At 65.2% G+C, this 14,355-nt stretch carries 11 protein-coding genes; 5 read left to right on the forward strand and 6 right to left on the reverse strand.

What is annotated here, in order from left to right; all coding sequences use genetic code 11:
- The first annotated feature begins 21 nt into the window (after positions 1 to 21).
- Positions 22 to 1,302, forward strand: a complete 1,281-nt coding sequence (locus ACO1XS_RS15820) for an MFS transporter (protein ID WP_486391135.1) — start codon at positions 22 to 24, stop codon at positions 1,300 to 1,302.
- A 24-nt stretch (positions 1,303 to 1,326) separates the two neighbouring features.
- On the opposite strand, the gene ACO1XS_RS15825 is transcribed toward ACO1XS_RS15820, so the two are convergent.
- Entirely contained in the window at positions 1,327 to 1,965 is a 639-nt protein-coding gene (locus tag ACO1XS_RS15825; RefSeq protein ID WP_331571917.1) for a LysE family translocator, read from the reverse strand.
- A 162-nt stretch (positions 1,966 to 2,127) separates the two neighbouring features.
- Here ACO1XS_RS15825 and ACO1XS_RS15830 point away from each other — a divergent pair, with 162 nt between their 5' ends.
- Entirely contained in the window at positions 2,128 to 2,916 is a 789-nt protein-coding gene (locus tag ACO1XS_RS15830; protein ID WP_486391136.1) for a Mut7-C RNAse domain-containing protein, read from the forward strand.
- Positions 2,917 to 3,406: 490 nt separating this feature from the next.
- Positions 3,407 to 5,053 carry an NRAMP family divalent metal transporter gene (locus ACO1XS_RS15835; protein ID WP_331571913.1) on the forward strand — a complete coding sequence of 549 codons (1,647 nt, stop codon included), beginning with the start codon at positions 3,407 to 3,409 and terminating at the stop codon, positions 5,051 to 5,053.
- A gap of 50 nt (positions 5,054 to 5,103) precedes the next feature.
- Here the strand turns inward: ACO1XS_RS15835 and ACO1XS_RS15840 are convergent, their stop codons facing one another.
- The gene (locus ACO1XS_RS15840) at positions 5,104 to 6,129 is read right to left on the reverse strand and encodes a class I fructose-bisphosphate aldolase (RefSeq protein WP_486391137.1); all 1,026 of its coding nucleotides are present in this window, start codon (positions 6,127 to 6,129) and stop codon (positions 5,104 to 5,106) included.
- 100 nt (positions 6,130 to 6,229) lie between these two features.
- Positions 6,230 to 9,676, reverse strand: a complete 3,447-nt coding sequence (locus ACO1XS_RS15845) for a hybrid sensor histidine kinase/response regulator (protein ID WP_486391138.1) — start codon at positions 9,674 to 9,676, stop codon at positions 6,230 to 6,232.
- A 29-nt stretch (positions 9,677 to 9,705) separates the two neighbouring features.
- On the opposite strand from ACO1XS_RS15845, the gene ACO1XS_RS15850 reads away from it, so the two are divergent.
- The gene (locus tag ACO1XS_RS15850) at positions 9,706 to 10,032 is read left to right on the forward strand and encodes a contractile injection system protein, VgrG/Pvc8 family (RefSeq protein WP_486391139.1); all 327 of its coding nucleotides are present in this window, start codon (positions 9,706 to 9,708) and stop codon (positions 10,030 to 10,032) included.
- Here the strand turns inward: ACO1XS_RS15850 and scpB are convergent.
- The 3 genes from scpB to ACO1XS_RS15865 form a co-directional block, all read right to left on the reverse strand.
- On the reverse strand, positions 10,013 to 10,834 hold the full coding sequence (scpB, locus tag ACO1XS_RS15855) for a methylmalonyl-CoA decarboxylase (RefSeq protein ID WP_486391140.1): 822 nt from the start codon (positions 10,832 to 10,834) through the stop codon (positions 10,013 to 10,015). The two genes, ACO1XS_RS15850 and scpB, sit on opposite strands and share 20 nt — an antisense overlap.
- Positions 10,835 to 10,853: 19 nt before the next feature.
- Positions 10,854 to 12,047 carry a CaiB/BaiF CoA transferase family protein gene (locus ACO1XS_RS15860; RefSeq protein WP_486391141.1) on the reverse strand — a complete coding sequence of 398 codons (1,194 nt, stop codon included), beginning with the start codon at positions 12,045 to 12,047 and terminating at the stop codon, positions 10,854 to 10,856.
- Between the two features lie 141 nt (positions 12,048 to 12,188).
- The gene (locus ACO1XS_RS15865; protein ID WP_486391142.1) at positions 12,189 to 13,100 is read right to left on the reverse strand and encodes a DMT family transporter; all 912 of its coding nucleotides are present in this window, start codon (positions 13,098 to 13,100) and stop codon (positions 12,189 to 12,191) included.
- Positions 13,101 to 13,382: 282 nt separating this feature from the next.
- Between ACO1XS_RS15865 and ACO1XS_RS15870 the strand changes: the two genes are divergently transcribed.
- Positions 13,383 to 14,276 carry a helix-turn-helix domain-containing protein gene (locus ACO1XS_RS15870; RefSeq protein ID WP_486391158.1) on the forward strand — a complete coding sequence of 298 codons (894 nt, stop codon included), beginning with the start codon at positions 13,383 to 13,385 and terminating at the stop codon, positions 14,274 to 14,276.
- The last annotated feature ends 79 nt before the right edge of the window (positions 14,277 to 14,355 follow it).

Genomic DNA, 14,355 nt, shown 5'->3' on the forward strand with positions numbered 1-14,355 from the left:
TCATTTCGAGGATTAGCCAGCATGGATGGGCCCACCGATCTCACCGATCTTTACGACGCTTGCGCGCTGCGGCCCACGCCCGCCGCAAGCGAACCGCCGCAGGCGCTGAGCGCACCGCTGACTCTGCTGTTCGCTTTCGCGGTCGGCGTCATCGTCATGAACCTCTTCGCGGCTCAACCGTTGATCGCGCCGATCGCTCAGTCGCTCGGGCTGCCGCCCGGTCTCACCGGTGCGATCTCGATGCTGCCGCAACTCGGATACGCGCTCGGGCTCGTTCTACTCGTCCCGCTGACCGATCTTCTCGAGAACCGCCGCCTGATCGTGCGCACGCTCGCGGTCTGTGCGGCGCTGCTCGCCGTGGCGATGTTCGCGCATTCGGGGACTGTCTTTCTCCCCGCGATCTTTCTGGCGGGCGCAACGTCATGCGTCATTCAAATGCTGGTGCCGATGGCGGCTTCCATGGCGCACGAAACGCATCGCGGCCGAGCCGTCGGCAACGTCATGAGCGGACTCATGCTCGGCATACTGCTCTCGCGGCCGCTGGCCAGCGTGGGCGCGGCGATGATCGGTTGGCGCGCGTTCTACGGCGTCGCCGCCGCCGCTGACGCGGTGTTGGCGCTGGTCCTCACATCGCTGTTGCCAAAGCGCACCCCCACCGCCGTTGCGCACTACGGCGCGCTGCTGCGCTCGCTGCTGACGCTGCTTTTGACCGAACGGGTCTTGCGGCGGCGCTCGCTTTCGGCCGCGCTGGGAATGGGGGCGTTCAGCGCGTTCTGGACCGGTATCGGTCTCAGGCTCACGCATGCGCCGTTCGGACTGAACCTCTACGAGATCGGGGTGTTCGCCCTCGCTGGCGCTGCCGGCGTGGTGGCGACACCGCTTGCCGGTTACGCCGGGGACAGGCGCGCCGGGCGTCTGGCGCTACGCATCGGTCACTCGAGCATGCTCGCGGCGTGGATCGCGAGCGGCATTGCAGGTGCGGGATGGTTCGGGTTCGCGGCCGATGCGCACCGTGCCTTGGCGTTGGGCCTGTTGGTGGCGGGCGCGGCGACGCTCGATGCCGGCGTCGTGACGGATCAGACGTTGGGCCGCCGCGCGATCAATCTCATGAACGCGGCCGCGCGCGGCAGACTCAACGGGCTGTTCGTCGGCATCTTCTTCGTCGGAGGCGCGCTTGGCGCATCGCTCGCAGGTATGGCCTGGGCGTGGGCGGGCTGGAGCGGAGTCTGCATCGTGGGCCTTGCGTTTGCCGCCGCTGCGTTCACACTCGGTCTCTTGCCCCAGCGGGGCGAGACCGAATGAATGCGGCATCGAACCGCGCCGATGTCAGTGCCTGACGAGTGCCATCATGGCGCCGAAGCCGACGAAAACACCGCCCGTCAGCCGGTTGAACACCTTGGTGACGCGCTCGCTGCGCAGCGTCGCGCCAATGCGCAAACCGAAGGCCGCATAGACGAGGTACCAGCTGACCTCGATGACGGCGAACGTCGCGACGAGCACGCCGAACTGCGGCAGCGTGGGCTTGCTCGCGTCGATGAACTGCGGCAGCAGCGCCGCGGCAAAGAGGATCGCCTTCGGGTTGCTGCTCGCCACGAGAAAGCCGTTGCGATAGAGCGCGGGAAGCGAGCGCACCGGTGGTGCCGTCTGACGCGACTCGCGCGCGTCAGCGGCCGGTGCCTGAGGCGCGCTGCGCCATGCCTTCACGCCGAGATAGACGAGATAGCCCGCACCGATCAGGCGCAACGCATCGAACATCGCCGGCCACGCTTGCAGGAAAACACCGAGGCCCGCCGCCGAGACGGCGAGCATGAGCACGAGCGCCGACAGGCATCCGGCCATCGTGGCGCTGGCGCGGCGCAGGCCATGCTGGGCGCTCGAGGTCATGACGAGCAACATGTTCGGCCCGGGAATGGCTGACACCACGAACACCGTGGCCACGAAAAGCCACCAGGTATGAAGACTCATGACGGCAGAGCTCCTTGAAGGGGATGGCGGATGAACAAGCCGATACACCGAAACGCGATTATCTGCCGCATGAAGCGCGCACACCCGGCACGGTCGCACCGAATCCCACCGTGACGGTTGGCGCGGCTCACGTCGCGGCCGGGGAGGTGCGATACTGCTGCGATGTCGCCTGTTACCGCCACGTTCCGGTTTTACGAGGAACTGAACGATTTTCTCGCGCCTTCCCAGCGCCGGCGCGAATTCAGCTGCGCCTGCGCGCGCGCCGCCACGGCCAAGCACATGATCGAAGCATTGGGCGTCCCCCACACGGAGGTCGAACTGATTCTCGTCAACGGAGAATCGGTTGCATTCGACCATACGCTTCAAGATGGCGACCGGGTAGCGGTCTATCCGAAATTCGAGGCGTTCGATATCACGCCGCTGCTGCGTCTGCGACCCGAGCCGCTGCGGACCATCCGTTTCGTCGCCGACGCTCATCTGGGCGGGCTCGCGCAGCTGCTGCGCCTCGCGGGGTTCGACACGCTTTACGACAACCATTTCGCCGACGACGAGATCGAGACGCTCGCACTGGCCGAGGCACGCATCGTCCTGTCGCGCGACCGCGAGCTTCTGAAGCGTCGCACCATCACGCATGGCTGCTACGTCCGCGCGCTCAAACCCGAGGCGCAGTTGCGCGAACTTTACCGCCGCCTGGACCTTGCCCGGAGCACGCGCGCTTTTCGGCTTTGTCTGACGTGCAACGCCCCGCTGCGGCCCATCGACAAGGAAGCCGTTCGCGAGCGGGTACCCGACGGCGTGTTCGAGCGGCAGACGCGGTTCGCGACCTGCGACGTATGCCGGCGCGTCTTCTGGGAGGGTTCGCATTGGAAGCGCATGCGTACGCTCGTCGATTCGGTCATGACCGAAGGAAGTGGCGACGCCGCCGACGGTCCGGTAGTCGATGGTCGATAGTCGATAGTCGATAGTCAGCACAACTAACGAACGGCTGTTGCCCCACCGCAACGGCCTCCCGCGAAAACCGTCTCTCGCAGCGGTACCGGTGCGCGAAAACACCCATTCCCGGCACGGTTCGTGTTGACTCATCTCAAAATGAGCCACTAAAATGCAACTAATCTCACAAGTGGGGCATATGCCTTGGACAGTTGCAGTAGTCGACCTTCGAACGGTTTTTCTGCCTGAGCGGCACGACGCCACGCGCTGATTCCTTCCATTAGCCGCCGTCTCGCCTCCCAGGCAGACGGTGCGCATCGCAGTATTCCGTAGCAGTTTTTCTCCGCGCATCGATTCGAATGGCCTTTTCGCGCCGTCGGGTTGCGCGCGCTCGCTTTCGCGCGAACGCATGCCACCGACGGGCCGGACCGGGCGTGTCCGCAGGCGTCCAAGCGCTATGCCCTTTTTGCTTTTTCAAGCAGGACCCGGCATGACCGCGGAGAAAACAATCATGTCCACACCCGCACAAGTCGCTACTACGCGCAGCGCCGCCCTCGATGACGCCCACGTCGGCGACATCCGGGGCGCTTTTGGCACGATCGCGCACCACGATACGGCGCCGCGCCGCAACTGGGCCGCGCGCATTCGGACGCTGCTCGCCATCCTCGGCCCCGGCCTCATCGTGATGGTCGGCGACAACGATGCGGGCGCCTTCGGCATCTACACCCAGGCCGGACAAAACTACGGCACGGCGCTGTTATGGACTCTCGCCCTGCTCGTCCCGGTGCTCTACGTCAATCAGGAGATGGTGCTGCGCCTCGGCGCCGTGACCGGCGTAGGCCACGCACGGCTCATCTTCGAGCGGTTCGGCAAGTTCTGGGGCGCCTTCAGCGTCATCGACCTGTTTCTGCTCAATGCGCTCACGATCGTCACCGAGTTCATCGGCATCACGTTCGCGCTCGATTTTCTCGGCATTTCGAAGTTCGTCGGCGTCGGCATTGCCGCGCTGTTGACGATGGTCGCGGTCGGCACCGGCGATTTTCGGCGCTTCGAGCGGTTCGCCATCGTCCTTTGTGTGGGGAGTCTGCTGCTCGTGCCGGTGCTGGTATCCATCCATCCGCCGATCCACGTGATCGCACGCGATTTCGCGGTGCCGCGCTGGCCCGCTCACGCGCGGCTCGCCGATGTGATGCTGCTCGTGATCGGCATCGTCGGCACCACGGTCGCGCCGTGGCAGCTGTTCTTTCAGCAGAGCTACGTGATCGACAAGCGCATTACGCCCCGCTTCATGAAGTATGAAAAGGTCGATCTCTGGATCGGAATCGCGCTCGTCGTGATCGGCGCGGTGGCGATGATGGCGTTCACCGCGGCGCTCTTCTCGGGCCGCCCCGAAGCCGGCCAATTCACCGATGCGCGCGGCGTCATCGACGGGCTGCACCAATACGTGGGCCGCATGCCGGCGACGATTTTCGCGGTCGCCCTGCTCGATGCCTCGATCATCGGCGCGGCCGCCGTCTCGCTTTCGACCGCCTACGCGATCGGCGACGTATTCGGCATTCGCCATTCGCTGCACCGGAGCGTGGCCGACGCCAAGGGCTTTTATCTCGTCTATTTCGGCATCGTCGTGCTGGCCGCCGCACTCGTGCTGATGCCCGGCAGCCCGCTCGGCCTGTTGACCGAGGCCGTTCAAACGCTGGCCGGTGTCCTGCTGCCGAGCGCCACCGTGTTCCTGCTGCTGCTTTGCAACGACCGTGCGGTACTGGGCCCCTGGGTCAACTCGGGGCGGCTGAACTTTTTCACCGGCACCGTCGTCGCGGCACTCGTCGTGCTGTCGATCATATTGACAGCGGCCACCGTCTATCCGGATCTCTCCGGCGAGACCATCGTTGCCATGTTGATTGCGGGCGCGTCGGCCTCGGCTCTCGGCTACGCCGTCATTCGCTTCATGCAGCGCCGCGAGAATATGGGCCAGCAGCATGCCAAGGACGACGGCGATGCCGTGGTCGCGCGCGAGCAATGGCGGATGCCGCCGCTCGACACGCTCCCTGCGCCGCGGCTCAGCTTCTCGACGCGTGTCTGGATGGGCGCCCTGCGCGGTTATCTCGCGATTGCGGTCGGTCTCGTCATCGTCAAAGTCGTGCAAATGGCGCTGCACTGACTGCACTGACGAGTGAGAAAGAACCTGCCGCACGGGCAGGTTCTTTCGCGTCAGGACGTCGATTCGTCTTTGGCGTCGTATCGACCGAGCGATGCCGCCGAATTCAAGCGTGCACGTTTGGACAGCGCTCGTTGAGCCTCGGACACGTTCGCGGCCTGCCCGCGCCAGATTTTCAGCGGCGGCTCCTGCAATGCGCGGCCATACGAAAAGCTGAGCGGCCAGGGGCGACGGCCCGTGCGGTTGATGGCGTCGAGATGGGCGGTCGCCTCCTCGGGCGATTGGCCGCCCGAGAGGAAGAAAATGCCCGCGACGGCCGGCGGCACCGTGCGGCCGAGCACGGTCACGGTTTGCGAGGCCGCCTCGGCCACGCTCGCCGGGCTCGGGTGCTCCTTGCCGGCCACGACCATACTCGGCTTGAGCAGCATGTGCTCGAGCACCACCGCGTGTCGGTGCAGCGCATGAAACACCTCGTGGAAAACCGCCTCGGACACCTGGGCGCAGCGCTCGATAGAATGCGCTCCGTCCATCAGCACTTCCGGTTCGACGATGGGCACCACGCCTGCTTCCTGGCAAATCGCGGCGTACCGTGCCAGCGCATCGGCATTCGCGGCGATCGCAAGCCGGCTCGGCAGGCAATCCGAAACGTTATAGACGGCTCGCCATTTCGCGAAACGCGCGCCCTGCGCCTTGTATCGTTCGAGCCGTTCGCCGAGCCCGTCGAGGCCCTGCGTGATTTCGTCGCCGCTCGCATGGGCCAGCGGGATTTTTCCCTTGTCCACCTTGATGCCGGGCACGATGCCCTGGCGCGCCGCCAGTTGCGGCAGCGGTTCGCCATCGTCGGCGCATTGGCCGAGCGTTTCCTCGTAAAGGATGACACCGCTCACGTATTCGCCGAGCCCCGGTGTAGCCAGCAAGAGGGTCCTCCAGGCACGACGGTTCTCTTCAGTGGATTCGACATTGATGCTCTTGAAGCGCTTCGCTATCGTCGGTCCGCTTTCGTCAGCGGCGAGAAGACCTTTTCCGGACTGCGTGAGCGCCTCGACGGTGCGCTGCAATTCGCTGCTTTGTGTGTTCATCTCCGATTCCTCCGCGAAAGCCGAGACCCCCGAGTTTGCTCGGCCGCCGCGTATTGCACCAGTCCGCATGCAGCAGCAAATGCGGTGCCCACCGCATAGCTCAGGCATCGGACGAACGCCTGACGTGCGCCCCCTCCGTTCCCTGCGCGGCGATTGCACCGACCCTTTCTCTGAATCGACCGAGGGCCTCAGTCGCCGCCGCGATACCGTCGGCCTCGATCAGATCGCGCAGCTCGTCGCAACACGCTGCCTCCTCGCGCTCGCCGAGCGTCAGGAGCGCACCCTTGACGCGATGCAGCATCTGCAGCACCCGGCGCGCGTCGGCCGCACGCGTCGCTTGCACGAGCCGCTGCTCGTCCTCGATCCAGGTCGTCGCAAATACGGCGAGCAGTGCGTCGGACGGCATGCTGCGCAGCTCGTCTGACGCGGGCCGATGGTCGAGCACGGCATCGAGCGCGAGCCGCAGCGTTTCGAGCGCCAGCGGTTTGGGCAACAACCGGGCGAAACCCGAGCGCTTCGCCTCGTCGGGATCGCGCGGCGCCGCCGTGTGGGCGATCACCGGCATCGTCAGTCCCTTGCCGCGCAGCGCTGCCAGCAGGCTGCGCCCATCCATGAGCGGCATGCATAGATCGGCGAGGACGAGATCGTAGGGCTGGCGCAGGCATTCGGCGAGCGCCTGGCGACCGTCGCAGGTCAGCTCGACATGCCGGTAGCCGAGTGCCTCGAGTTGATGAGCCAGCAGCGTCCGGCTGACCGGGTCGTCCTCCGCAACCAGAATGCGCGTCGCGCGATGCGCCTCACGAGGGAGCCTCGCCGGCCGGCAGACTCCGTCCGAGCCGGGCAGAGGCTCGCGGTGCCCGCACTGTTCGAGGGCCAACGCCAGCATCGCCGCGGAGAGCGCCGTCACGTGGAGCGCATCGTCACCGCGCTGCGGATGGAGCGGGCCTCGCTCGGAAACCACGATCGCATCGAGATAGGCGGAACAACGGCTGCGCCATGCCCTGGGGACGACGTTTTCGTGCGAGCCGAAAACGATGATCGAGCGCCCGCGTCCTGACGTCGGCTCGCACACGCGAGTGTCTGGCACGACGGCCACGACCGGGCCGCAAAGCGCGCGCAAGCGGGCAACGAGCGCGTCTTGCCAGGCTGCATCGTTGCAGGCGACGACGATCTCGTCGAATACGAATCGATCGACGGGATTTGACGGCTCGTGTAAAGGCGCGGTTGCGGCACGCTTCAACTGCAAATAAACGCTGAATGTGGCACCGCGCCCCTCTTCGCTTTCCAGCACGATTCGCCCGCCCATCAAGTCGACGAGCCGCCTGCACAGCGACAGTCCGAGCCCCGTCCCACCGAAACGCCGGGCGATCGACCCATCGGCCTGAATGAACGGCTCGAAGATGCGCTCGCGTTGGTGAGCTGCGATACCCATCCCCGAATCGGCGACCGAAATCAGCACTTCCTGTGCATCGGCCGTCGCGCAGCCCATCGTTGCGCAAAGCGTGACGGCCCCGCGGTCGGTGAATTTGCAGGCGTTGCCGAGCAGGTTCGTCACGACCTGCATGATCCGCTGCGCATCGCCGTGCCAATGTCCATCGATGGCGGGATCGAGCAGACATGAAAAGCGCAGGCCCTTGTTCGTTGCGGACGGTGCAAGCGTCTGCGCGCACCGCTCCAGCACCTGAACGAGATCGAACGGCTCCATGTGCAGTTGGAGCTCGTGCGCTTCGGCCTTCGATAAATCCAGCACGTCGTCGACCAGTGCGAGCAGTCCCTCGAACGCATGGCGCACCGATGTGAGGCGCGCCGCCTGCGCGGGTGCGAGTTCCTCCATCGAAAGCAGCTCGAGATTGCCCAGTGCGCCATAAAGCGGCGTACGAATCTCGTGGCTGATGGTGGCGATGAGCATCGATTTGGCCCGGCTCGCCTGGTCCGCCGCATTGCGCGCGCGGCGCAAGAGCCGCACTGTCTCCTTTTGCCGGCTGATGTCCGTCAAGCTGCAGAGCAGCACTTCCCGCTCGCGATAGCGCGCCCGCGACAGCGCAACGGAGAGCTCGCGCGAGCGGCCGTCGGTGCCCGCCACGGACACTTCGACCGTGCGCGCCGTTCCGCCCGGCACCGCGGCGTGACCGGAGCGCGCGCCCCTGCGCCTCGCGCGCCGTCCCGGCGCACGCTTGCCGAGCAGGCTCTGAAAAAATCGAGTCTCGTCGGGCAAAGCGGCAAGCAGCCCGCGAGCAATGTCGTTTTGCATGACGATGCGCCGCGTCGCCGGTTCGAAGACGGTCAAGCCCACAGGTGCGGTCGCCAACACCGTGCGACCGAATGCTTCGCTTTCGAAAACACTGCGGGCGCGGGCGCGCAGCGGTGCGAGCACGAGCCTGTCGATCGTCAGCACGAACCCCCACTGCACCGCGAGTAGCAACGCAGCCAGCGCGATCGTCCAGACCACCGGCTCCCTCATGTTCGCGACGATGGTATGCCAGTCGAACGCCGACACCGCGACCCAGCCTGGTCCCGGGATGCGCTGAATCATGAAGAAGTCCGCGCCGCGACGCACGAGCCGCACACGCTCGTCGGCCGAATCGAGTACCGAAGGTTTCGCCGCCAACGCATCGGCCCAATGACCGCGGCGCGGGTTCGACTCGTCGATGCCCAACAGATGGCGGCGATCGCGCGACACCATGAAGAAATCGGGATCGTGCACGGCCGGCTGAAAGAGGCGCGGAATCTGCGTGGCCGGAACGGTCACGACGAGCACGGCGATGCGCTCGTCGCCCCGATAGATGGGCGCCGCATAATGCTTGACGAGCTTGCCGTACATGTCGGACTCATAAAGCGCGACCCAGAACACGCGCTCGTGCCGCAGGGTAGTGTCCTCGTGCTTGTGGAGTTCCGCGTCGACGCGTGCCACGTAGCGATCGATGAGCGGCGTCACGCCCGCGTGGCCAGCCTGCTTGCGCGCGCGATCCTCGAGGGATGGCCATACGGCGAGAAAGCGCCGGTCCTCCGTGTAGAGAAAACCGCCGATGTCGTCGGCCGCACCTTGCAGGCGCAGCAGCGAACTGGGCGAAACCTCGCGCACGAGCCGCAACAGCGCGGCCAGCCGGTTTCGATCGGCGGGTGCCGTCAGCGTCGAGAGAATCGAAAACGGCGCCGCGCCGATGTCTTCCTCGGTGTCGACGAGCCCGCCGCCGGCATCGAGCAATTCGCGATAGCGCTCGGCGGGCACCGGATCGCGCGCATGCACGTGAGCCAACGCTTCGTAGGTCTCGACCATGTGCCGCAGGCGCGCCTGATTGCGCTCGACCGACGCGTTGACGAAATCGCGCTGAGCGAGAAACGCCGCGCGCCAGTCGTCGAGGCAGCGCTCGAAGCGATGCGCGATGCCGGTGGCGGCTGCGGCGACAATCGAGACGGTCAGTACGAGGCCGCCGCCGAACAGGAGCGCGCGGTCGTAACGGCCTGGCAGCCCGGCCTGGCAGCGCAACGAACGGCTGACTCGTTTGCGCAGGGCCGTCAGGCTGCGCCGCAACCGGAGCGTTTTCATAGGCGGCATCGGTACGGACACGTCTGCGTGTGCCGCATTCGCTGGCTATAGGGGCGACCACGCTAGCGAAAGATCGAGGCGAGAACGCCGATTGCGGGAAATATCGGACAAAGGCCGATCTGCACGATCGAGAGATCACATGTATCTCTCCGCGAGCGGGCATACCGCTCAATACGTTCATCGGCGCGCCGCTGGGCATTCGGCTCGTGACCGATGCTCACGAAGGTGAATCGGACGGCTCGCTCGCCACCTATCGGCTCGTCGTCCAGGATGCGCTGACCGTGCTCGAGCAGCGCATCAACACGCGGATTTTTCGCCAGGCAAGCGTTCCCGACATCACCCCTGCGCACCGCTGAAGACCGCGGGTCGCTTCTCCCTGAACGCTTCGATACCTTCCCGAAAATCGGCGCTTTGATACGCGCGGCGGCGAATCTCGCTGATGCGCCCGAGCGCGCTCGCGGGCAGCGCACGCATATCGGACAACACGCGCAATTGCTCTTTGACCGCAGCGATCGCAAGCGGCGCCTTCCCGGCGATATGCATCGCCAACTCGCGCGTCTGCGCTTCGATCCGGCCGGAAGGCACCAGTTGGTCGATGAGGCCCAACCGCAATGCGTCCTGCGCCTCCACGGGCTGCGCCGTAAAGAACATCGTCTTGATCGCGCTGATACCGAGCCGATCGGTGAAGTGCAAGAGTCCAGCGGTGTTGTAGGGCAAGCCGATATTGGCCGGCGTCATCGCGAAGCGTGCGCTTTCATCGGCGACAACGATGTCGCAACTGACCACGGTTTCGACCGCACCACCCCAAACAGAACCCTGGACCTGCGCGATCACCGGAAACGGTGCGTGCCGCAGCGCTGCAATGGCCGCTTCCAGCGCGCTGCCGTGCGCCAACGGATCGGTACCGTCGAGCGGCAATTCCCCGATGTCGTGACCTGCCGACCAGGTTCCGTGCTGAAGCGTCGTTTTCAAAATCATGACGCGCATCCGCTCGCGCTCGCACAGCTGACACGCGGCCGTGATCGCCTCGAGCACCCAGTGGCTCAAGGCATTACGTTTGGTCGGGTTGCTCAGCGTGACCGTGGCGACATACCCTTCCCGTTTGATTTGAACCGAAGCATCGGCGGGTCCGGCAAGGGTTTCGATCTGTTCGGTCATGTTCAACTCACCTTTGGGCTCATTTCATCGGCGCGACGGCATCGTCGACGAATTCCGCAACGATCCGCGCCCGGTCGGCATCGAGCTCCGGCGCGGCCCGATACGCGCGTGGGTCCGCGATGCCCGAGACCTTGATGGGGTTGCCTGCTACCTGGAATACGCCCGCCTTGGCGTCCTTGACTTCGACGACCATGTTCCGTTCGTTCAATTGCTCGTCGTCGACGATGTCGGCGACCGAATTGATGGGACCGCAGGGCACGCCCGCCTCTTGCAACAATGCGATCCACTCACGCGCGCTGCGGCCGGCCAGCGTGAGTTCCAATTGCTCGGTCAGTGCATCGATGTTTTCGCGCCGCAGCGCATTCGTGCGGTACCGGCTGTCATCGCGCAGATCCGGCCGTCCCAATGCATTGCACAGCTTGTCGAACAGACCGTCATTCGCGGCGCCGATCACGAAATACGTATCGGCCGCGTGAAATGCGCTGAACGGCGCAACGGACGGGTGACGCGCACCCTGCGCCCGCGGTACCTCGCCCGTGGCGGCATAACCGGTGAGCGCGTCTTCGAGAATCGCAACCTGGCAGTCCAGCATCGCCACATCGAGATAGCGGCCAACGCCCGTGCGCTCTCGTTCATAAAGCGCCGCGTTGATGCCGATCGCCAGATAGAGACCCGCGGTAATGTCGCCGACGGATACCCCGACACGCGTCGGCGCACCGCCCGGTTGCCCGGTCACGCTCATCAAACCGCTCATCGCTTGAACGACGATGTCGTAGGCCGGCCTGTCCTGATAGGGGCCGGTCTGGCCGAAGCCGGACACGCTGCCGTAGATCAACCAGGGGTAGCGTTCGCGCAGCGTCTCATGGTCCAGGCCATAGCGACGCATCACGCCCGGACGGAAATTCTCGACCAACACATCGGCCTGCCCGAGCAGAGCGTGCAGGATATCGCGATCGCCCGAGCGCTTGATGTCGAGCGCGATACTCTCTTTGCCGCAGTTCAAAGCCGTGAAATAGGTCGATTTCCCGTTCAGAAAAGGACCGAAAGCGCGAGAGTCGTCTCCGGCGCCCGGGCGTTCGATCTTGATCACACGGGCGCCGAGTTGCCGAAGAATCATCGTGGCGTAGGGACCGGACAGCACGCGCGTCATATCGACAACGGTAATACCGGACAACAGGCCTTTTTGTTCGATGGGCGTCGTTTCCGATTGCATGATCAGTTTCCTCGAAAGGGAAATCGATGTCGTTACCCCTTTGAAACGATCCATCGGCTCGGCGCGACATCTGCTGATCCAGTCTACTGCTGGCCGCCTGTGGGCCAGGCTAGCGAAACTGCTAGGCCCTGGGCCGCCCGCTCATACGCGTACGGAACGGCCCCGTCCTCGCCTAAACGGCAGATGCCGCGCGATGTTGAACGCAACGAGATTGCCCACCACCACGAGCAGCAGGCCGACGACGGCGGGAGCCGACCATCGGTACCCCTCGAACACCGTCGATACGGCCAGCGCGACGAACGGGAACAGCACCGTGCAGTAGGCGGCCCGGTCGGGGCCGATGCGGCCGACCAACGTCAGGTAGGTCGTGAACCCGATCACCGATCCGGGCACCGCGAGATAAGCGAGCGAGCCGAAATACCGCGCGGTCATCTCGGGCTGGAAGGAGAACCCCGCGGCAAGACTGCCGAGCGTCAACAGCGTCGCGCCGATCAGCATCGCCCAGCTGTTGGTGACCGTCGGGTGGAGGCCCATCGCCTGCATGCGGCTCGAAAACAGATTGCCGGCCGAGAACGACATCGTGCCGGCGAGCGTAATCGCAAGTCCCAGCCACATCGCCCGATCGCCGGTGTGACCCGCCATCTGCGGCGCAAAGAGACAGAGGATGCCCACGAGTCCCAACACGGCGCCGACGATGGCACTTGGCTGCAACGGCCGCCCCATGAAAATTCGGCCGTTGATCGCATTCAGGAGCGGCGCCGTCGAAAACACGACCGCGACGAGGCCGCTCGGCACGATCTGCTCAGCGTAGTAGAAGCACAGAAAGTTGACACAGAAAAGCGCCACACCCTGACCGGCGAGCAACGGCCAGGCCTCGCGCGGCGCCTTCACGGACCGGCGCAAAAGCCGCATCAGCACGAACATGACCAACGCGGCGAGCCAGAAACGAAAGGCGATCGACACCGGCGGCGCCACGACGCCGACCTGCCACTTGATGGCAATCCAGGTCGTGCCCCAAATCAATACCGTAATGAAATAAAGCGACAGATTCATGGTCTACCATCGATCGAGGAAATAGCGAACAGCCAAAGGCCGGCTCCAGCCCCGGCTCAGCGAGGAGCGCGACACGCGCATACGGCACCCACTATCGCGCGTCGGTTTCGACGCGCGTTGTCCAGGCTTGCGGTTTTTTCGAGACGGCGGGCGACGCGTGCGGCGCGGCCCGTCTATACTCGTTGTTCCGCTCGATACCCCTTTTTTGCGCACTTTTCGACCTTCATCGTGGACGCCAGCCCGTTCCTGACTGCGCCAGCCGCCGACGAAACGCCGTTCGGCATGCATTCGGTCGGCCGCACGCTCGCCGAAGCCGATGCGACGCTGGAGCGCTTCGCGTGGCTCGGCGACCGGCTTGCGGCCGCCGTCTGGCGGCGCGTCACGGTCGAGGAGGAAACGACGTACGACAAGCCCGGCCATCACACACTATCGTGCTACCTCGACGGCGGCTACCGCACCGAGCGCCAAAAGTTGCCGGGGCAGTACGGCGCGCCGCAACGACTGTGCGCGCTGCCGGGCGACCACGAATCGCGCTGGTGGGTCCGCGGCCAGATGCATTTCATGCATCTGTACTTCCTGCCGGAGCATTTCACGCGCCGTGCGGTTCAGGAACTCGATCGCGAGCCGCGCGAGCTGACGCTCGCGGACCGGACGTATTTCGAAGATGCCCGCATCGCCGCGCTCTGCCGCGGACTTGCGGCCGCACCGTGGGACGGCCCGGACGACCGGCTGCGCGCGAATGAAACGGCGCACGAGATCCTGAGCCTCCTGTTGCGCGCACAGGCGGTACGCCGCGACGACGCCACGATCAAGGGTGGGCTCGCGCCGGCCATGCGGCGGCGCCTCGTCGATTACATCGACGCGAATCTTTCTCGCACGCCTACGCTCGGCGAACTCGCTGAATTGGCGTGCCTCTCCGAATTTCATTTCTCACGCATGTTCCGGGCCTCGTTCGGGATGCCGCCTTCCGCCTGGATCGCTTTGCAGCGCCTCGATCGCGCACGCACGCTCTTGCGCACGACGACGCTCCCCGTCGATCGGATCGCCGCCGACTGCGGCTATGCCGATGCGAGCCATTTCGGCCATCGCTTTCGTGCCGCCGTGGGCGCCGCACCGCTCGCCTACCGGCGCGCGTTGAACGCCGATCGTGCGACGGCGAACCTCGACATCGATTGATCGCCATAGGCCTATCGCATCGATAGCGCTGAGGCCTCACAGGCCCCTGCGCGGTTTCAGCCATGCCCAATCGATGCAA

The organism is Trinickia sp., assembly GCF_057351765.1.

What these genes read in the sequence shown, in the direction of transcription:
- ACO1XS_RS15865 (WP_486391142.1), bottom strand. Translation starts at nt 13,100, where the DNA reads ATGAATCTGTCGCTTTATTTCATTACGGTATTGATTTGGGGCACGACC.
- ACO1XS_RS15840 (WP_486391137.1), bottom strand. Translation starts at nt 6,129, where the DNA reads ATGAACACACAAAGCAGCGAATTGCAGCGCACCGTCGAGGCGCTCACG.
- ACO1XS_RS15825 (WP_331571917.1), bottom strand. Translation starts at nt 1,965, where the DNA reads ATGAGTCTTCATACCTGGTGGCTTTTCGTGGCCACGGTGTTCGTGGTG.
- ACO1XS_RS15820 (WP_486391135.1), top strand. Translation starts at nt 22, where the DNA reads ATGGATGGGCCCACCGATCTCACCGATCTTTACGACGCTTGCGCGCTG.
- scpB (WP_486391140.1), bottom strand. Translation starts at nt 10,834, where the DNA reads ATGACCGAACAGATCGAAACCCTTGCCGGACCCGCCGATGCTTCGGTT.
- ACO1XS_RS15845 (WP_486391138.1), bottom strand. Translation starts at nt 9,676, where the DNA reads ATGAAAACGCTCCGGTTGCGGCGCAGCCTGACGGCCCTGCGCAAACGA.
- ACO1XS_RS15860 (WP_486391141.1), bottom strand. Translation starts at nt 12,047, where the DNA reads ATGCAATCGGAAACGACGCCCATCGAACAAAAAGGCCTGTTGTCCGGT.
- ACO1XS_RS15870 (WP_486391158.1), top strand. Translation starts at nt 13,383, where the DNA reads ATGCATTCGGTCGGCCGCACGCTCGCCGAAGCCGATGCGACGCTGGAG.
- ACO1XS_RS15830 (WP_486391136.1), top strand. Translation starts at nt 2,128, where the DNA reads ATGTCGCCTGTTACCGCCACGTTCCGGTTTTACGAGGAACTGAACGAT.
- ACO1XS_RS15835 (WP_331571913.1), top strand. Translation starts at nt 3,407, where the DNA reads ATGTCCACACCCGCACAAGTCGCTACTACGCGCAGCGCCGCCCTCGAT.